This is a genomic window from Falsiroseomonas oleicola, from assembly GCF_019029495.1.
Taxonomy (GTDB): Bacteria; Pseudomonadota; Alphaproteobacteria; order Acetobacterales; family Acetobacteraceae; genus Falsiroseomonas; species Falsiroseomonas oleicola.
Genome location: NZ_JAERQM010000008.1, coordinates 36891 through 54423 on the forward strand (window position 1 = coordinate 36891; position 17533 = coordinate 54423).

Here is a 17533-nt window from a genome sequence, read left to right on the forward strand (position 1 = left end):
CCGACGCGCCCGCCATGCCCCTCCTCTCGCCTACCCCTTAACGGGATTCCAAAGGGACCACTGTCCCTTTGGCAGGGGGTGCAGGGGGACAGCGTCCCCCTGCAATCACCCGCACCACCTTCCTCAACCATAGGAGTCCGTGTCGATGTCGCGTTTCGTGCTGGTGGCGTTGGATGGGTTGAGGCCGGACATGGTGTCGGCCGCGGCGACGCCGCATTTGGCGGGGTTGGTGGCGGCGGGGACGCGGTTTGCGAATGCGCGGAGTGTGTTTCCGAGTGAGACGCGGGTGGCGACGCCGTCGCTCATCACCGGGTGCCGGCCGGGTGGGCATGGGATGGTGGCGAATACCTTGTTCGATGCGGGGGTGGCGCCGGACCGGTTGTTGCGGACGAAGCTGGTGGCCGATGTGCTGGCCATGGCGAAGGGGGCGGAGAGCCCCCTGGAGCGGTTGAGCCTTGGGGAGAGGCTGGCGGCGGCCGGGCGCAGCTTTGCGCTGGTCAGCGCGGGCACGGCGGGGGCGGCGCGGTTGCTGCATCCGGCGGCGGAGCGGCTGGGCGGTTTTCGCTGGAATGTCGAGGATACCGAAGGCGCGACGGCGGCGGAGGTGCGGGCGGCGCTGGGCGAGACCCCGGCCCATGCCGTGCCGAATCTTGGCCGGGTGGCGCATGCGGGGCGGGTGCTGCTGGAGCATGTGCTGCCGAAGCTGAAGCCGGATGTGGCGCTGCTGTGGCTGTCGGAGCCGGATATCGCCTTCCATTGGGGCGGGCTGTTGTCGCCGGAGGCGAAGGCCGGGTTGGCGGCGGCGGATGCGGTTGTGGGCCAGGTGGTGGCCTGGCGGGATGCGCAGCCGGATGCGGCGGAGATCGGCATCGTGGTGCTGTCCGACCACGGCCATGTGACGGGGCGCGGCAAGCTGTCGCTGGCGGCAGAGCTGCGGCGGGCGGGCTTTCGGGCCGGCACCGGCATGGCGCCGGATGTGGATGTCGTGGTGGCGCCCGCCGCCGCGCCGGGGATGTGGTTCCGGGACAAGGCGCTGGCGCCGCAGGTGGCGGAATTCCTGGCGACCCAGGCCTGGGCCGGGCCGCTGCTGGCGCGCGATCCGGGGATTCTGCCGGCGGGCCAGGCCATGGCGCTGTCGGTGCTCGGCAGCGGGCATCGGCGCAGCGCCGATCTGGTCGCGACGTTTGCGGGCAGCGCGGAGGCCGATGAATGGGGCCTGCCCGGCCATGCGCCCTTCGATGCGCCGGATGTGCCGGAGGGTGGCGGCATGCATGGCGGGCTGCACCGGGCGGAGCTGGCGACGGTGCTGGTGATGCAGGGTGGCCCGTTCCGGCGCGGCGCGGTGGCACAGTCCCCCGCCGACCTCACCGACATCGCCCCCACCGTGCTGCATCTGCTGGGGCTGGGCCCGGAGGGCTGCGAGGGCCGCCCGCTGGCCGCCGCCTGGGACGCGGCGCGGGATGCCGCGCCGCTGCACGAGCTGGTCGAAATGCCGCGCGGCTTCGTGCTGGAAGCGATGCGGGCGGAGCCGGCGGGCCGGCTCTACCCCACCGGAATGCGGAAAGTTTAGCGAATCGGCGGCGCGTACATCAGCCCACCGCGGGTCCAGAGGTCGTTCTGGCCGCGGTCGAGGCCGATCGGCGTGTTCTCGCCGAGGTGGCGGGCGAAGATCTCGCCGTAATTGCCCACCGCCTTGATGGCGTTGTAGGCCCAGCGGCGATCGAGGCCCATGAAGGGGCCGTGGTCGCCGGTGACGCCCAGCAGGCGGCGCACATCGGGGCGTGGGCTGGACAGCATCTCGTCCAGATTGGCCCGGGTGATGCCGAGTTCCTCCGCCTCGATCAGCGCATAGACGGTCCAGCGGACGATATCGAACCACTGGTCGTCGCCCTGCCGAACGGCGACAGCCAGCGGCTCCTTGGAGATGCGGTCAGGCAGGATGACGTGGTCGCGCGGATTCTGCATGGCCGAACGCGCGCCGGCCAGTTGCGAGGCATCCGTGGTGAAGACGTCGCAGCGGTTGGACTGGTAGGCGATGCGCGTCTCGTCATTCTGCTCGAAGACCACGGGGCGGACGCGGATGTTGTTGGAGCGTGCCCAGTCGGCCAGGTTCAGCTCGCTGGTCGTGCCGGAGGTGACGCAGAAGCTGGCGCCGTCCAGTTCTACGCCGCGCGTCACGCCCAGGCTGCGGCGCACCAGGAAGCCCTGGCCGTCGTAGAAGTTCACGGCGGTGAAGTTCAGGCCATTGGCGGTGTCGCGGCTCTGCGTCCAGGTGGTGCTGCGCGGCAGGATATCGATCTGGCCCGACTGCAGCGCCGTCATGCGGGAGGCGGAGTTGAGGATGGTCCAGCGCGCGGTGCCGGCATCGCCCAGCACGGCGGCGGCGACGGCGCGGCAGGTATCGGCATCGAGGCCGGTATAGACGCCACGGCTGTCCATCACGCCGAGGCCCGGCGCGCCGGGATGGCCGCCGCAGAGCACGGTGCCACGTGCGCGCACCGCCTGCAGCGTCGGCCCGGGCTGCGCCACGCTCTGCGCCAGCGCGGGCAGCGCGAGCGACAGCAGCAGCCCCGCGGCTGCGAAGGTCTTGCGGATCATGATTGGTGTTCCTCCGTGCGGCGTGCGGTTCGTGCCGCCGCCATTTGCCATGCCGCCACGACGCCCAGGGAACCGAAGGCCAGGGCGAAGCGGCCCGCGTCAGGGATTGCGTGCAGGAAGGCCACCGCCAGGCCCAGCGCGCCGAGCGCCATGCGCAGCGGCGCCCCCATCGGCGCCAACAGGAAGCCGGCATAGGCCGAGGTGAACAGCACCAGGGCGCCGGCCATGATGGAGATGGACAGGCAGATCTGCACCAGCCCGCCCCGCATCATGATCCCCGGATCGTAGATGAAGGCGAAGCCCACCGCGAAACCGGCAATGGCGAAGCGGGAGGAATGCAGCGCCGTCATCAGCGGGCTGGCCTTGGCGATCGCGGCGGCGGCGAAGGCGGCCGCGGCGACCGGCGGCGTCGTATCCGCCAGCACCGCGAAATAGAAGACGAACATGTGCGCCTGCAGCATGTCGACATTCAGGTAGCTGCCCAGTTCCAGCACCTGCGGCACGCCGATGGCGGCGGCGATGATGTAGCTCGGCGTGGTCGGGATCCCCATGCCCAGGATCAGCACGGTGATCGCCAGCAGCAGCAGCAGCATCGCCAGGTCGCCGCCGGCGACTTCCTTGATGATGCCGCCGAAGGCCACCACCATGCCCGTCGCGGTCAGGGCGGAGACGACGATGCCGGCACCGGCGATGGTCACGGCCAGCGGCGCCATGGTCAGCCCGGCGCGGGCCAGGCTGTCCAGCACCTGCATCGGCGTCATTCGCGTGCGCCGGCGCAGGAAGGCGACGCCGACCATGGAGAGCGTGGCGCAGAAGGCGGCGAAGTTGCCGGACCAGCGTTCGGTCATCAGCCAGACCAGCACGCCGATCGGGATCACCAGATGGGCATCGGCCAGAACCTCACGCCATGCCGGGATCTCGGCGGCGGGCACGGGCTGGAGACCGAGCTTCTTCGCCTCGAAATGCACGGCGGCGAGAATGGCGAAATAGTACAGCACCGCCCCGGCGGCGGCGGCCACCAGGATATTGCCGTAGGGGATATTGGTGATCTCCGCCATCACGAAGGCGGCCGCCCCCATCACGGGGGGCATCAGCGCACCACCGACGGAGGAGGCGCTCTCGATCCCACCGGCCACCGCCGGCCGGTAGCCGACGCGCATCATCAGCGGAATGGTCATCGATCCGGTGGTGATGACGTTGGAGACGGAGGAGCCGCTCATCGTCCCGAACAGGCCGGAGGTGACGACCGCCACCTTGGCCGGCCCACCCGAATAGCGCCCGGCCACGGCCGTGCCGAAATTGGAGAACAGCCGCCCCGTGCCGCTGCCCTGCATGAAGCTGCCGAACAGGATGAAGACGGCGATGATGGTGGCGACGATCCCGGTCAGCGGACCGTAGACACCGCCGGCCGTGGGCACGAGCCAGGAGGCCTCGACGATTTCCTGCGGCGTGAAGGGCCGCGCATTCAGCAGCCCCGGCACCAGCCAGCCGAACTGCATATAGGCCAGCGACACGGCGACCATGATGGCCAGGCCCGGCTCCACCGCGCGGCGAATCGCCTCCAGCAGTGTGACGATCGCGATGATGCCAAGCACCATCATGGTCGGCGTGAAGGGGTCGACATATTCCATGCGGTCGGCGACCGCCATCCAGTTCCACATCACCCAGGCATGCGGAACGCCCGACACCACGGCCCAGACCCAGTCGAGCACCGAGGGCCGGTGCCGGGGGGATCGGGTCTTGAAGGCCGGGTACAACAGGAACAGCAGCGGCGTGAACACCAGCAGGTGAAAGCCGCGCATCTGGATCGGCTCGGGGAACCCCGTGCCGCCGAAATACAGGTGGACCGCCGCAGCCGCGGCGGCCCAGGCCCAACAGACCCACTTCAGTGGGCCGGCGAGATCACGCATTCTTCCGCGCCAGCCCTGCCAGACTTCAGGCCGGCATCACGCCGGCTTCGCGGAAGGCCCGCGCGGCGCCGGGATGCAGGGGCACGCCGTTGTAGCGCCAGGCCTTGGCAGGGTCGAAGGCGCCCATCGAGGCATGGATCTGCGTCAGCCGCGTGCCGCGGTTCTTGATGAGGGTGCGGGTGATGCCATAGGCGACATCATCCGGCACGCTCTCATTCACCAGGATCACGCTGTCCATGGTGGTGACCATCAGGTCGCGGGACTGCAGCGTCGGATAGGTCGCCGCCGGCAGCACGCCCTCGGCATAGGCGTAGGTATCGGCCAGGTGCTTGCGGACATCGTCCGGGAAGCCGACGAGCTGGGAGGCGCGGCGGCCCTGGCCGATCTCGGTCAGGATCGCGGCCGGCTTGGCCAGCGCGGCATAGAGGTAGTCCACCTGCCCATCGGCATAGGCCGCGCCGATATCGGCGTAGCTGCCATTCAGGTAGCGGCCACCCTCGCTGCGGATCTTGTCCGGGCTGGTGCCGAGGAAGCGCAGGATGCGCTGAAGCGTCATCTCATCGGTGGAGGAACGCTGCGGGCAGGCGATCTTCAGGCCCCGCTGGGTCAGGATTTCGCGCATCCCCTCCGGCCCCGTGCCGACGGCGCGGACCAGGTTGTGCTCGGTCGGGCTGTAGCCGGTGCCGAGGCTGCGCAGGCGCTCATGCTTGGTGGTATAGGGCTCCTCGCCCCGCGCCGCGGCAGCGGTGAAGGCATCGATGCCCCAGCCGAGCGGCGACTGGCCGTTGTTCACGCGGGTGGAATTCGCCAGGCCACCGCCGGGCACCACGCGGATGCGGATGTTCGGATTCTCCTCGCCGATCAGGGAGGAAAGGCCGGCGGCCATGGTGTACCAGCCGCCACCGACGGAACCGGCCACCCATTCGAAGGTCTGCTGCGCCTGAGCGGTGCGGATGAAGGGTGCGGAAAGCGCGGCGGCGCCCAGCAGCAAGCCGCTGCGGCGCGAAATCATCATGGCCATCGAGGGCCTCCCCGTTATGTCTGCGGCGCGGATCATGCGCGCCGCTTTGCCCGGCTTGCAACCGGGTCGGGGGCAGGTTTTGGCGGATGCCGGCCGTAATTGCTCAGCTTCGCGGCAGATAGGGCCTCGCCGCCTGCATCGCCGGCCCGCAGTTGGGCGCCGCCTCGGCCAGCACGGCATCGGCCTGCACCGTGCCGATCCAGGTGCCGATGCCGGTCCGGATCGCCCACCAGGGGTCCTCCGTCGCGCGCCGCAGCAACGCCGGGGCGGCCGAGGCGCCACAGGCCGCGACCTGTCCCACCACCGCCGGCGGGGCATTGGCCTCCGCCAGGCGGGACTGCACCTCCGCGGTCAGGGGGTTCACCAGGAAGGCCAGGACGAACCAGGCAATCAGATCGCCGATCATCGGCCAGGACCCGGGCTGGGGTCGATGGTGGTCATGCGCAACAGCCTCCGCGATAGACGATCCGACATCGCGCGGCTGCGCCAGAGGGGCCCGGACCCGCCGCGCATCTGGCCGCGCGGGCCGCGCGCTTCAAGGGCGGTTGCGTCGCAACCGCGCCCCGCCCCATGCTGGGCCGAGAGCAATCGTTTGCCGGAGAGAACCATGTATCGCCGCAGCCTGATGGCCGGATTGGCCGCCGCCGGAACCCTGAAATTCGGGCTGCCCGCCCCGGCCCTGACCCAGGGCGCCGCCGCCCATACCCTGCGCTTCATCCCGCAGGCGGATGTCACCACGCTCGACCCGCTGAACACCACCAGCTACGGCGTGCGCAACCACGGCCATATGTGCTGGGACACGCTGTATGGCCCGGACACCAACTTCGTTATGCGCCCGCAGCTCTGCGAAGGGCATGTGGTGGAGGATGACGGGCTGCGCTGGGTCTTCACCCTGCGCCCGGGCATCAAGTTCCATGACCTGGAGCCGATCCGTGCCCAGGACGCCATCGCCTCCATCGCCCGCTGGTCGGCGCGGGACACGCTGGGCCAGACGCTGCGCGCCCGCACGGAATCGATGACGGCGCTGGATGAGCGCCGTTTCGAAATCCGCCTGAAGCAGAAGTTCGGCCCGATGCTGGAGGCGCTGGGCAAGCCTTCCTCCTACCCCTGCTTCATCTTCCCGGAGCGCTTCGCCACGGTCGACCCGACCCGCCCCTTCACCGAGGTCGTGGGCAGCGGCCCCTATCGCTTCGTGGCGAGTGAGCGCCTGTCCGGCGCCCGGGTGGTCTATCAGAAATTCGCCGAATACGTGCCGAACCCGAACCCGCCGAGCCTGCTGGGCGGCGCCAAGATCGCGCATTTCGAGCGGGTGGTGTTCAACATCATGCCGGATTCCGGCACCGCCGCCGCCGCAATCCAGGCCGGCGAGATCGACTGGTACGAGCAGGTGGCGCCCGACCTGCGCCCCGTGCTGGCGCGCAACCGCGACATCACGGTGGAGCGGGTGGATTTCGGCGGGTTGATGGCGAATCTCCGCTTCAACCACCTGCACGCGCCCTTCGATGATGTGCGGGTGCGCCGGGCGCTGCTGCATTCGATCAACCAGGCCGATTTCATGACCTCCATCATGGGTACCGACAAGGCGCTCTGGTCCGATGGCATGGGTCCCTTCCCGCGTTCCTCGCCCCTGGTGAATGACGAGGGCATCACCAACCTCACCGGTCCGCGCAGCTTCGACGCGGCCCGCGCGGCGCTGCGGGAGGCCGGCTACGCCAACCAGCCGGTGACGGTGCTGCACCCGACCGATGTGGTGAACAACAACACCCTGACCACGGTGCTCACCGATGCGCTGAAACGCTCCGGCCTCAATGCCGAAAGCGCGACCAGCGACTGGGGCACGGTGCTGCAGCGCCGCGGCCGGATGGAACCGCCGGGCCAGGGCGGCTGGAATGCGCTGATCGTGCTGTTCGGCGGTGTCGACCTCGGCAATCCGGGCGTGCATCCGCTGCTGCGCGCCAATGGCCGCCAGGCCTGGTTCGGCTGGCCCACCAGCCCGGCGCTGGAGGCACTGCGCGACGAATGGCTGGAGGCGCCGGACCTCGACGCCCAGAAGGGCATCGCCCGCCGGCTGCAGGCGCAGTTCTGGCAGGACGTGCCCTTCATCCCCCTCGGCCAGTACTTTGTCGACAGCGCCTGGCGGAAGGATATCTCGACCCCGCAGAAGGGCATGGCGCTGCCGATCAACGTGCGGAGGGTGTGAGGGATCGCCTGCGGCACGTTCATGGCGCGATGATTGCATGGTTGCAAGGAACCCATAGCAAGGACCCTTGCCCATGCTGTCGCGCCGCGCCCTGCTCGCCGCCCCGGCCGGAACCCTGGCCGCGCCAACCCTGGCCGCGCCATCCCTGGCCCGCGCCCAGGGATGGGCGCCGGACCGGCCGATCCGCCTGCTGATCGGCTTCCCACCGGGCGGCGCCTCCGATGCCGCCTTGCGCATCATCCAGCCCAGGCTTTCGGCACGTCTCGGCCAGAATGTGGTGGTCGAGAATCGCGCCGGCGCCGGCGGCAACCTCGCGGCGGATGCCGCGGCCAAGGCGCTGCCGGATGGCACCACGATGGTCTCCGCCAATATCGGCACGCTGGCTGTGAACCCGGCGCTGATGCGCTCCATGCCCTTCGACCCGATCGCGGACCTCGCGCCGCTGTCGATGATCTTCAACGCCACCAATGTGCTGGTGGTGCCGGCCACAAAACCCTTCCGCAGCGTGGCGGATATCCTGGCGGCGGCGAAGGCGCGGCCGGATACGCTGACCTATGGCACGGGCGGCGTCGGCTCCCCGGGTCATCTCTGCGGTATCCTGCTGGACAGCATCGCCGGGGTGAAGACCGTGGCCGTGCCCTATCGTGGCGGAGGGCCGCAGATGCTTGGGCTGCTGGCGGGGGAGCAGGATTTCGCCTTCTCCCCGATCGGCAACGTCACCACCCATGTCGCCGCCGGCACCCTGCGCGCTTTGGCGGTTGCCACCCGCGGCCGGGCGCCATCCCTGCCCGATGTGCCGACCATGATCGAATCCGGCCTGGCCGATTTCGAGGTGCTGAACTGGGACGGCGTGCTGGTGCCCAGGGCCACCCCCGCCCCGATCCGCACCCGCCTGGGCGACACGCTGCGGGAGGTGCTGGCCGATCCGGAGGTGGCCGTTGAATTCAGCCGCCGCGGCCTGACCCCGCGCCCGACCAGCGAGGCGGATTTCGCCGCCCAACTCGCCGCCGACAGCCAGCGCTGGCAGCGCCTGATCCGCGCCGCGGGCATCGAGCCGAGCTGAGATTGCAGCCCAAGCATGGGGTGGTGTATCGCCACCCCATGCTCCGACAATTCCTCGGCTTCTACCGCCCGCACCGCCGCCTGGTGCTGGTGGCCTTCGGCTCGGCCGCGCTCTCCGGCCTGCTGGAGCTTGGCTTTCCCATGGCCGTGCGCGGCTTCATCGACCATCTGCTGCCGCAGCAGGACATGGGCGTGGTGGCGCTGGCGGTGGCCGTGCTGCTGGCGGTCTACCTGCTGAATGCTGGGCTGATGGCGGTGGTCACCTATTGGGGCCATGTGCTGGGCATCGCCATCGAGACGGAGCTGCGCGGTCGCGCCTTCGACCATCTGATGCGGCTGTCCTTCCGCTTCTACGACAACCAGAAGACCGGCCACCTGGTCGGCCGCGTCACCAAGAACCTGGAGGATATCGGGGAGGTCGCGCATCACGGGCCGGAAGACCTGCTGATCGCGGTGCTGACCTTCCTCGGCGCCTTCACCCTGATGCTGCTGGTCAGCCCGCCTTTGGCCCTGCTGACGGCGGCGATCGTGCCGCTGATCGGCTGGGTGGTGGCGCATTTCGGCGGGCGGATGACGCTCAACTGGCAGGCCCAGTTCGGCCGCGTCGGCGCCTTCAATGCCCGCATCGAGGAAGCCGTCGGCGGCATCCGCGTGGTCAAGGCCTTTGCGAACGAGGCGCATGAGCGGAAGCTGTTCGCGGCGGACAATGCGAAGTACCGCACCACCAAGCTCGACGCCTACCGCATCATGGCCATCAGCATGACGCTGAACTACCTGGGCATGCGGCTGGTGCAGCTTGTGGTGATGCTGGCGGGTGCCGCCTTCATCGTGGCGGGCACGCTCTCCATCGGCGATTTCGTCGCCTTCCTGCTGCTGGTCGGCGTGTTCTACCGGCCGCTGGAGAAGATCAACGCCGTCATCGAGACCTATCCCAAGGGCATCGCCGGCTTCCGGTCCTATCTCGACCTGCTGGCCACCGCGCCCGACATCGCCGATGCGCCGGATGCCATCGAGGCCCCGCCACTGAAGGGCGCCGTGCGGTTCGAGGGCGTGACCTTCGGCTATACGCCGGACCGGCCGGTGCTGCGCGACCTGTCGCTGTCGGTGGCGCCGGGAGAGACCATCGCCCTGGTGGGGCCATCAGGGGCCGGCAAGACCACCATCTGCGCTTTGCTGCCGCGATTCTATGAGGTGGAGGCCGGGCGCATCACCATCGACGGCATCGACATCCGTCGGATGACCCTCGCCTCCCTGCGCGGCCAGATCGGGCTGGTGCAGCAGGATGTCTTCCTGTTTGCCGGCAGCATCCGCCAGAACATCGCTTATGGCCGCCTCGGCGCCAGCGATGCCGAGATCCTGGAAGCCGCCCGCCGCGCCCGGCTGGATGCGCTGATCGCCGACCTGCCGGAGGGGCTGGACACGCTGATCGGCGAGCGGGGCGTGAAGCTTTCCGGCGGGCAGAAGCAGCGCCTCGCCATCGCCCGCATCTTCCTGATGAACCCGCCCATCCTGATCCTGGACGAGGCGACCAGCGCCCTGGATACGGAGACGGAGCGCGCCATCCAGCAGGCGCTGGCCGAGCTGGCCGCGGGCCGCACCACCCTGGTCATCGCCCATCGCCTGGCCACCATTCGCGATGCCGACCGCATCCTGGTGGTGACGCCCGAGGGTATCGCGGAACAGGGCAGCCACCAGGAATTGCTGGCGGCGAATGGCCATTATCGCCGGCTGCATGAGGCGCAGTTTGCCTCGGCGGCGGAATAGCTCAACGCCAGCCGGAACGCCGCTCGCAGGCCTCCCGCGCCCGCGGATTAGCCCGCTCCCACTGGGTGATGGAGCGGGTCTCGCTGTTCGGCATGCGGTTGTTCATGCAGGTGCAGTAGTCGCGCACGATCCGGGTTGAAACCCGTGCATCCCGGTTGTCCCGCAGACACTGGTTGATCCAGCGCCGGTCATCGGCGGAGGAGGAAGACCCGCTGGTGACGCAGCCCGGGGTGATCAGCACCGCGAGCAGAAGCATGGACCCCGATGCGCGCCGCATGTCGCCCTTCCCACGGCCATGATGGCCGCTGGCGAAACGTTGCATCGGCGACCCGTGGCGACAAGCGGGTTCAGCGCAGACGCCGCCGCTCCTCCTCGATCCGCCGCTGTTGTTCGGCCAACCGGCGCTGTTGCTCGGCGAGCTGGCGGTCGCGTTCACGCAACTGCTGCTGCTGCTGCTGTTCCCGGCCGTAGCGGCCCTGCCGGCCTTCCCGCCGCGATTCCCGCTCCCGCGCCTCGGCCCGGCCGCGCTCATAGGCCTCCCGCTCGCGTTCCCGCGCCTCGCGGTCGCGTTCCCGGCCCTCGCGCTCCCGCTCGCGCTGCTGGCGGTGCGCCTCCTCCTGCTGCCGCTGCGCCTCGCGCGGGTCGCCGCCCTGGAACTGGCGTAGCACCTCGCCGAGCAGGTCCTGCTGCTGGGCGAAAGCGGGCGTGGCGAGCAGGGCGGCGGCGGCGCCCAGGGTGCTGAAAAAGGCCCGGCGTGATGAGATGTGTCGCATGGCGTGATCTCCCGTTGCGGAAGAAACGCGCCATGCGACCTGGCGTTGCGCCCTCAGCAGGCGACGGCGCGAAAGACGCGGGACGGGGTGACGAACTCCTCCTGCGCCGCGACCGTCAGGATTTCCCGGGATCCGGCCTCCGCCGTGCGCCGCAGCAGCCCGTGGATGGAGGAGGCGGCGGCCGAGAGCGCGACGGAGGGCTCGCCCCAGCGCAGCCGGTGGAACAGGAACAGCGCCGCGATGGCATCCCCCGCGCCATTCACCGAAATCGGCAGCAGCGGGGTGCGGATGCGGAAGAAGCGCCCACCCTCCCCCACCAGCATGTCCATCGCATCCGCCGGCGTGTCCTCGACATGCAGGGAGGTCACCAGCACGCAGCGCGGCCCCCTGGCCTGCAAGGCGGCGATGGCGGCCTTGGCGCTGTCGAGGCCGGTGATCGTCAGGCCGGTCAGCCATTCCAGCTCGAACTGGTTCGGCGTGAGGATATCGGCCGCCGGCACCGCCCGGTCGCGCATGAATTCCGGAATGCCCGGGCGGACGAAGACGCCGCGGCCGACATCGCCGATCACCGGGTCGCAGCAATACATCGCCCCCGGATTGGCCGCCTTCACCTTGGCCACCGCCGAGAGGATGGCGGCGCCAGTGCCCGGGTCGCCCATATAGCCCGACAGCACCGCATCGCAGCGCTCCAGCGCGCCGCGCTCGGCAATGCCCAGCACCAGTTCCTCGATCAGCTCGCTGGCAAAGACCTGGCCGCGCCAGGCGCCGTAGCCGGTGTGGTTGGAGAACTGCACCGTGTTCAGCGCCCAGACCTCCGCCCCCAGCCGTTGCAGCGGAAACACGGCGGAGGTGTTGCCGACATGGCCATAGGCGACCCAGGACTGGATCGACATGATGTTGAGCGGCCGGCCCGCATCGGCCGGCGACACGGCTTGGTTGATCCCCGGCTGGTTCATGCGCAGCGCCCCCCATCCACCGGCAGCAGCACCCCGGTGATGAAGTTGGAGGCATCCTCGGCCAGCCAGAGGCAGGCATTGGCGATATCGGCCGGGGTGGACATGCGGCCGAGCGGCACGCTGGCCACGAACTTCGCCCGCATCTCCGGCGTGTCCGGCCCGCCCATGAAGGCCTCCAGCAGTCCCGTCGCGCCGATCACCGGGCAGACGGCGTTCACCCGGATATTGTCCTTGGCGAATTCCTGCGCCATCGCCTGGGTCGCGGTGTTCACCGCCCCCTTGGTGGAATTGTACCAGGTCAGCCCCGGCCGCGGCCGGATGCCGGCGGTGGAGGCGATGTTGATGATCGACCCGCCGCGCCCCTGGCGCTGCATCACCGGCACCGCTTCCCGCACCATCCAGAAGATGGATTTGACGTTGACGGCATAGACCCGGTCGAACTCGTCCTCCGTCACCTCCAGGATCGGCTTGTTCCGGTGGGTGGTGCCGGCGTTGTTCAGCACGATGTCGAGCCCGCCGAACTCCTCCACCGCACGGGCGACGATGGCGCGCACCGCCGCTTCCTCCGCCACATCGCCGCCGACCGGGGTGCCGCCGATCTCCTTGGCCAGGCGCGCGGCGCCTTCCAGGTTCTGGTCGGCGCAGATCACCCAGGCGCCCTCGGCGGCGAAGCGGCGGGCGATGCCCTCCCCGAAGCCGGAGGCCGCGCCGGTGACGATGGCGGATTTTCCCTGCAGACGCATGCGGCATTCCCCAATGACAGGCCGCCGAGGCCGGGCGACCATGGCAGGATCGGCCAAGCGGCGCGGTGGCTCAATGGGGGGATGCGGGCTTCTGCCCCTTGGGCCGCAAGGTTGCGCCGCCCCCGCCTGTCCTCTATAGGCCGTTTTCCCGCGCCTGCCGGTCGCTGTCGGTGGGCCCATCAGCGTGAGCGCCCCTGCGATGAAGCCCGATATCCATCCCGAGTATCACACCATCAACGTCATCATGACGGATGGTTATGCCTATACGACCCGGTCCTGCTACGGGAAGGAAGGCGACACCATTCGCCTGGACATCGACCCCAAGTCGCACCCGGCCTGGACCGGCCAGCAGCGCGTGATGGACACGGGCGGCCAGATCGCCAAGTTCAACAAGAAGTTCGCTGGCCTGGGCATCCGCAAGACCGCCTGATCCGGCGCGGGGTTCCCGATTGGCGAGGGGGGCGTGCCCGATGGGCGCGCCCTTTTTGCGTGTTGGGCGCCCTCTTGAAGCCGTTCCGGCGGCTGCCTAACTCCTGCGTGCTGGCGGTGCCCGATCGGGGCCGACAGCGCGGAAGCCGGACCATGTCGCCCGCTGAGCGGGGGCAGACCACCCGGTGATCCGCCGTGCAACGACCTTGCTACCGCAGGAGGTCTTCCGTGAACGCTTTCGATTTCTCGCCCCTGTTCCGTTCCGCCATCGGTTTCGACCGTATGGCCCGCCTGGTGGAAAACGCCCGCGCGGCGGCGGATGGGCCCAGCTACCCGCCCTACAATATCGAGAAGACCGGTGAGGACAGCTACGTGCTGACCATGGCCGTCGCCGGCTTCGGTCCCGACGACATCGAGGTCACGGCGCATGACAACACCCTGACCGTCGCCGGCAAGGCCGCGCCCGCCCCTGCCAATACCCAGGACAATGGCCGCGTCCTGTATCGTGGCATCGCCGGCCGTGCCTTCGAGCGGCGCTTCGTCCTCGCCGACCATATCGTCATCGAGGGCGCGCAGCTTGAACACGGCCTGCTGCATGTGGCGCTGAAGCGCCAGGTGCCGGAGGCGCTGAAGCCGCGCCGGATCGAGATCCAGGCCCCCAAGACGCAGCGGGTGCTGGAGCAGGCGGCGCCGCAGGCCCAGGCGGCCTGAGGCCGTCTTCCTTGCCAACCGGGCCGGCGGAGCAATCCGCCGGCCTTTTTCGTTGGCTCAGCCGGGCCGCTTGAAGAACAGGTCGGCCGCCGCCTTGCTGGCCTGGCGCTTTCCGATCTCGGTCTCGGCCCGCGCGATCTCGGCCCGGAGCTGGTCGATATAGGCGCGCAGCTCGGCTTCGTCCCAGCGGTCGATCACCGGGGGCTTGAAGCGCCCGGTCGGGCGCGGCCCCTCCTCCTCGATCATCATGCGGCCAGCCTCATTCCTTATCGTCCAGGGTCCCGCGAGCCTTTGACCCGGCCCCGGCTGCTCTCTATATCCGAAATTGACGAGGCGCGGGCGCCCCGGCGGCAGCGTGGTCGCATGCCCGGGCCGCGGCCCGAACCACAAAGGGTCCCATGATGAAGACGCCCCTGATGCCGAAGGCCACCGCCGTGTGGCTGATCGAGAAGACGTCGCTCTCCTTCGAGCAGATTGCCGATTTCGTCGGGATGCACCCGCTGGAAGTCCAGGCGATCGCGGATGGCGAGGTGGCGCAAGGCATTGTCGGCTACGACCCGATCGCCAATGACCAGTTGAAGCGGGAGGAAATCATCCGCTGCGAGGCCAATCCGGCGGCGCGGCTGGTGCTGACCGAATCCTCCACCCCGCTGCCGAAGCAGCGCAGCAAGGGCGCGCGCTACATCCCGGTGGCGAAGCGGACGGAGCGGCCGGATGCGATCGCCTGGCTGCTGCGCAACTACCCGCAGCTGTCGGACCCGCAGATCGTGAAGCTGCTGGCGACCACCAAGGAAACCATCGCCAAGGTGCGGGACAAGACCCACCCGAACACGGCCAATATCAAGCCGCGGGACCCGGTGACGCTGGGCCTCTGCACCCAGACGGCGTTGAATGAGGCGGTGGGGACGGCGAATGATCGCCATGGCGGGCCGGTGCCGCCGCCGCAGCCGCTGGACGACGCGGCCGCCTGAGACGCGAATGGGCGAGGGTCGAACCCTCGCCCGCACACCACTCAGTGGCGCGTCTTGAGCTTCTCCATTTCCTCCTTGAGGCGCAGTTTTTCGCGCTTCAGGCGCATCAGCGCCAGGTCATCGGGGCGGGGTCGGCCGCCTTCCTCAGCGATTCGCGTCTCGAGTGTCGCGTGCCGCGCCTCCAGGGAGCGGATACGTGCAGCCTCGGCCATGCGCAATCTTCCTTGTCCGTTGCCTTGCGGGGCAGCGGCGGCACGATCCACGCCAGAGGCGGTCGCCGCAGGGATAGATCAGGCGGCATAACCAGCCCCGGGCGCGCAACCGTCCCTTCTGCGCCCGCGAATGACATGTTATGCGGATGGCTGGCGCTTTCCAGCGCCAAGTTTGAGACACCCAACTGAAACATTTGGGGGCCCATGCAGGCCGATCGCGATAGCCTCCTCCGCCGCCTGCACGAATTGCGCAGCGAGCACCGCGACCTCGACACCGTCATCGCCCGGCTGGATGAGGCCGGGACCGACGCCTTGCAGCTCCAGCGGCTGAAAAAGCGCAAGCTGAAGCTGAAGGACGAGATCGCCTGGCTGGAAAGCCAGCTCGTCCCCGACATCATCGCCTGACCAGCCCGAGGGCCTGCATGACCGAAGCCACCGCCCCCACGCCCCGCGTGGGCGTCATCATGGGCAGCACCTCGGATTGGGAAACCATGCGCCATGCGGCGGATGTGCTGACACGCCTCGATGTGCCGCATGAAACCCGCGTGGTGTCCGCCCACCGCACGCCGACCCGCATGTATGACTATGCCCAGGCCGCGGCCGGGCGCGGGTTGAAGGTGCTGATCGCCGGCGCCGGCGGGGCCGCGGCGCTGCCGGGCATGGTCGCCTCCCTCACCGCGCTGCCGGTGCTGGGCGTGCCGGTGGAAAGCCATGCGCTGAAGGGCATGGACAGCCTGATGTCCATCGTCCAGATGCCCGGCGGCATCCCGGTGGGGACACTCGCCATCGGCAAGGCCGGCGCCATCAATGCCGGGCTTCTGGCCGCCGCCATCCTGGCGCTGGAGGATCCGGCCCTGGCCGCGCGGCTGGCCGCCTTCCGCCAGGCCCAGACGGATGCGGTGGCGGAGTCCCCCGTATGAGCGAGGCGCTGCCCCCCGGATCGACCATCGGCATCCTCGGCGGCGGCCAGCTTGGCCGCATGTCGGCGTTGGCCGCGGCAGCGCTGGGTTATCGCTGCCACATCTTCGCGCCGGAGGATGACAGCCCGGGGATGCAGGTGGCCGCCGCCCGCACCGTCGCGGCCTATACCGACGCGGCCGCGCTGGCGGGCTTCGCCGCCGCCGTCGACGTGGTGACCTTCGAATTCGAGAATGTGCCGGCGGCGACGCTGGACGCCCTGGCCCCCCTGGTGCCCTGCCGCCCCGGCGTCGCCGCGCTGCGCATCGGCCAGGACCGCATCGCCGAGAAGACTTTTTTGGAAAAGGCCGGCATTCCGGTCGGACCCTGGCGGGCCGTGCACAGCCTGTCGGAGCTGGAGGGTGCCATCGCCGAGCTGGGGCTGCCGGCGGTGCTGAAGACCACGCGCATGGGCTATGACGGCCGTGGCCAGGCGGTGCTGCGCCGGCCGGAGGATGCGGCGGAAGCCTTCGGCCGCCTCGCCCCGCATCCGCTGATCCTGGAAGCCTTCATCCCCTTCGCGAAGGAGGTCTCGGCCATCGCCGCGCGCGGGGTGGATGGCACCGTCGTGACCTTCGACGCGGTGGAGAATCGCCACGCCCACCACATCCTGGACCTGACCTTCGCCCCGGCCCTGGTGCCCGGGCAGGTTGCCGCCCAGGCCCGCGCCCATGTCGCGGCGCTGGCCACGGCACTGGATCTGGTGGGCGTGCTGGCGCTGGAGATGTTCCTGCTGCCGGATGGCACCCTGCTGGCCAACGAGATGGCGCCCCGCCCCCATAACTCCGGCCATTGGACCATGGATGCCTGCCGGCACGGCCAGTTCGAGCTGCATATCCGCGCGGTCGCCGGCCTGCCGCTGCCGGAGCCGGGTCGCCATGCCGATTCGGTCATGAAGAACCTGGTCGGGCCCGAGAGCTACAATGCCTGGCCGGCGCTGGCCGCCATGCCGGATGTCGCACTGCATCTCTATGGCAAGGCAGAAGCCCGGCCAGGCCGCAAACTCGGCCATGCCACACGGCTTTTCGCGCTGGGAACCCTTGAAAAAACGGCCGATCCGGACCTGCTCGCGCCCCTGTGACCAATTTGCCATGGTTAGCTGTGGCGCGATTGTCACACCGCGTGGATTGTGCCGAAACACACGCTGTTGGTGGCTGAAATCCGGTGTAGATAGCCTTTATGCACTTGGCGCGGCGGGGATGCGGTTCTCTGCGGCATACCCCCGA

At 69.4% G+C, this 17533-nt stretch carries 20 protein-coding genes; 10 read left to right on the forward strand and 10 right to left on the reverse strand.

Annotated features, from left to right (window positions below; translation table 11 throughout):
* Positions 1–145: 145 nt before the first annotated feature.
* Positions 146–1570 carry an alkaline phosphatase family protein gene (locus JJQ90_RS22370; RefSeq protein ID WP_216878505.1) on the forward strand — a complete coding sequence of 475 codons (1425 nt, stop codon included), beginning with the start codon at positions 146–148 and terminating at the stop codon, positions 1568–1570.
* On the opposite strand, the gene JJQ90_RS22375 is transcribed toward JJQ90_RS22370, so the two are convergent.
* From JJQ90_RS22375 to JJQ90_RS22390, 4 genes are all read right to left on the reverse strand, one after another.
* On the reverse strand, positions 1567–2598 hold the full coding sequence (locus tag JJQ90_RS22375; RefSeq protein WP_216878506.1) for an amino acid ABC transporter substrate-binding protein: 1032 nt from the start codon (positions 2596–2598) through the stop codon (positions 1567–1569). The genes JJQ90_RS22370 and JJQ90_RS22375 overlap by 4 nt on opposite strands.
* A complete protein-coding gene (locus tag JJQ90_RS22380; protein ID WP_216878507.1) occupies positions 2595–4508 on the reverse strand; it encodes a TRAP transporter permease in 1914 nt (637 codons plus the stop codon). The genes JJQ90_RS22375 and JJQ90_RS22380 overlap by 4 nt, the downstream gene beginning before the upstream one ends.
* Positions 4509–4533: 25 nt before the next feature.
* Complete coding sequence (locus JJQ90_RS22385) at positions 4534–5529, reverse strand: TAXI family TRAP transporter solute-binding subunit (RefSeq protein ID WP_216878508.1); 996 nt, start codon at positions 5527–5529, stop codon at positions 4534–4536.
* A 103-nt stretch (positions 5530–5632) separates the two neighbouring features.
* Positions 5633–5935 carry a hypothetical protein gene (locus JJQ90_RS22390; protein ID WP_216878509.1) on the reverse strand — a complete coding sequence of 101 codons (303 nt, stop codon included), beginning with the start codon at positions 5933–5935 and terminating at the stop codon, positions 5633–5635.
* Positions 5936–6136: 201 nt separating this feature from the next.
* Here JJQ90_RS22390 and JJQ90_RS22395 point away from each other — a divergent pair, with 201 nt between their 5' ends.
* The 3 genes from JJQ90_RS22395 to JJQ90_RS22405 all read left to right on the forward strand — a co-directional run bounded on the left by JJQ90_RS22395 (position 6137) and on the right by JJQ90_RS22405 (position 10555).
* Positions 6137–7729 carry an ABC transporter substrate-binding protein gene (locus tag JJQ90_RS22395; RefSeq protein WP_216878510.1) on the forward strand — a complete coding sequence of 531 codons (1593 nt, stop codon included), beginning with the start codon at positions 6137–6139 and terminating at the stop codon, positions 7727–7729.
* Between the two features lie 73 nt (positions 7730–7802).
* Entirely contained in the window at positions 7803–8792 is a 990-nt protein-coding gene (locus JJQ90_RS22400; protein WP_216878511.1) for a Bug family tripartite tricarboxylate transporter substrate binding protein, read from the forward strand.
* Between the two features lie 38 nt (positions 8793–8830).
* On the forward strand, positions 8831–10555 hold the full coding sequence (locus JJQ90_RS22405; protein WP_216878512.1) for an ABC transporter ATP-binding protein: 1725 nt from the start codon (positions 8831–8833) through the stop codon (positions 10553–10555).
* A gap of 1 nt (position 10556) precedes the next feature.
* Here the strand turns inward: JJQ90_RS22405 and JJQ90_RS22410 are convergent, their stop codons facing one another.
* The 4 genes from JJQ90_RS22410 to JJQ90_RS22425 all read right to left on the reverse strand — a co-directional run bounded on the left by JJQ90_RS22410 (position 10557) and on the right by JJQ90_RS22425 (position 13027).
* Positions 10557–10811 (reverse strand): hypothetical protein, encoded by a 255-nt coding sequence (locus JJQ90_RS22410; protein WP_216878513.1) that lies wholly within the window; start codon positions 10809–10811, stop codon positions 10557–10559.
* A gap of 91 nt (positions 10812–10902) precedes the next feature.
* Positions 10903–11328, reverse strand: coding sequence for a hypothetical protein (locus JJQ90_RS22415; RefSeq protein ID WP_216878514.1), 426 nt, complete (start codon positions 11326–11328; stop codon positions 10903–10905).
* Between the two features lie 53 nt (positions 11329–11381).
* Positions 11382–12284, reverse strand: a complete 903-nt coding sequence (gene pdxY / locus JJQ90_RS22420) for a pyridoxal kinase PdxY (protein WP_216878515.1) — start codon at positions 12282–12284, stop codon at positions 11382–11384.
* Entirely contained in the window at positions 12281–13027 is a 747-nt protein-coding gene (locus tag JJQ90_RS22425) for a glucose 1-dehydrogenase (protein WP_216878516.1), read from the reverse strand. Before JJQ90_RS22425 ends, pdxY begins: the two co-directional genes overlap by 4 nt.
* Before the next feature lie 199 nt (positions 13028–13226).
* Between JJQ90_RS22425 and rpmE the strand changes: the two genes are divergently transcribed.
* Positions 13227–13457, forward strand: coding sequence for a 50S ribosomal protein L31 (gene rpmE, locus JJQ90_RS22430; protein ID WP_216878517.1), 231 nt, complete (start codon positions 13227–13229; stop codon positions 13455–13457).
* Positions 13458–13684: 227 nt separating this feature from the next.
* The gene (locus JJQ90_RS22435; RefSeq protein WP_216878518.1) at positions 13685–14167 is read left to right on the forward strand and encodes an Hsp20 family protein; all 483 of its coding nucleotides are present in this window, start codon (positions 13685–13687) and stop codon (positions 14165–14167) included.
* Between the two features lie 57 nt (positions 14168–14224).
* Here JJQ90_RS22435 and JJQ90_RS22440 read toward each other — a convergent pair whose 3' ends face one another.
* Entirely contained in the window at positions 14225–14416 is a 192-nt protein-coding gene (locus tag JJQ90_RS22440; RefSeq protein ID WP_230410906.1) for a DUF1192 domain-containing protein, read from the reverse strand.
* Positions 14417–14565: 149 nt separating this feature from the next.
* Between JJQ90_RS22440 and JJQ90_RS22445 the strand changes: the two genes are divergently transcribed.
* Positions 14566–15138, forward strand: coding sequence for a cell cycle transcriptional regulator TrcR (locus JJQ90_RS22445; protein WP_216878519.1), 573 nt, complete (start codon positions 14566–14568; stop codon positions 15136–15138).
* Between the two features lie 41 nt (positions 15139–15179).
* Here the strand turns inward: JJQ90_RS22445 and JJQ90_RS22450 are convergent, their stop codons facing one another.
* Positions 15180–15350, reverse strand: coding sequence for a YdcH family protein (locus JJQ90_RS22450; RefSeq protein WP_216878520.1), 171 nt, complete (start codon positions 15348–15350; stop codon positions 15180–15182).
* A 204-nt stretch (positions 15351–15554) separates the two neighbouring features.
* On the opposite strand from JJQ90_RS22450, the gene JJQ90_RS22455 reads away from it, so the two are divergent.
* From JJQ90_RS22455 to JJQ90_RS22465, 3 genes are read left to right on the forward strand one after another with little or no spacing between them, the layout of a single operon-like run.
* Positions 15555–15755 carry a YdcH family protein gene (locus tag JJQ90_RS22455; RefSeq protein WP_216840108.1) on the forward strand — a complete coding sequence of 67 codons (201 nt, stop codon included), beginning with the start codon at positions 15555–15557 and terminating at the stop codon, positions 15753–15755.
* 17 nt (positions 15756–15772) lie between these two features.
* Positions 15773–16270: a 5-(carboxyamino)imidazole ribonucleotide mutase gene (purE, locus tag JJQ90_RS22460; RefSeq protein ID WP_216878521.1), complete on the forward strand. Its 498-nt coding sequence runs from the start codon at positions 15773–15775 to the stop codon at positions 16268–16270.
* On the forward strand, positions 16267–17388 hold the full coding sequence (locus JJQ90_RS22465) for a 5-(carboxyamino)imidazole ribonucleotide synthase (RefSeq protein ID WP_216878522.1): 1122 nt from the start codon (positions 16267–16269) through the stop codon (positions 17386–17388). The genes purE and JJQ90_RS22465 overlap by 4 nt, the downstream gene beginning before the upstream one ends.
* Positions 17389–17533 lie beyond the last annotated feature (145 nt).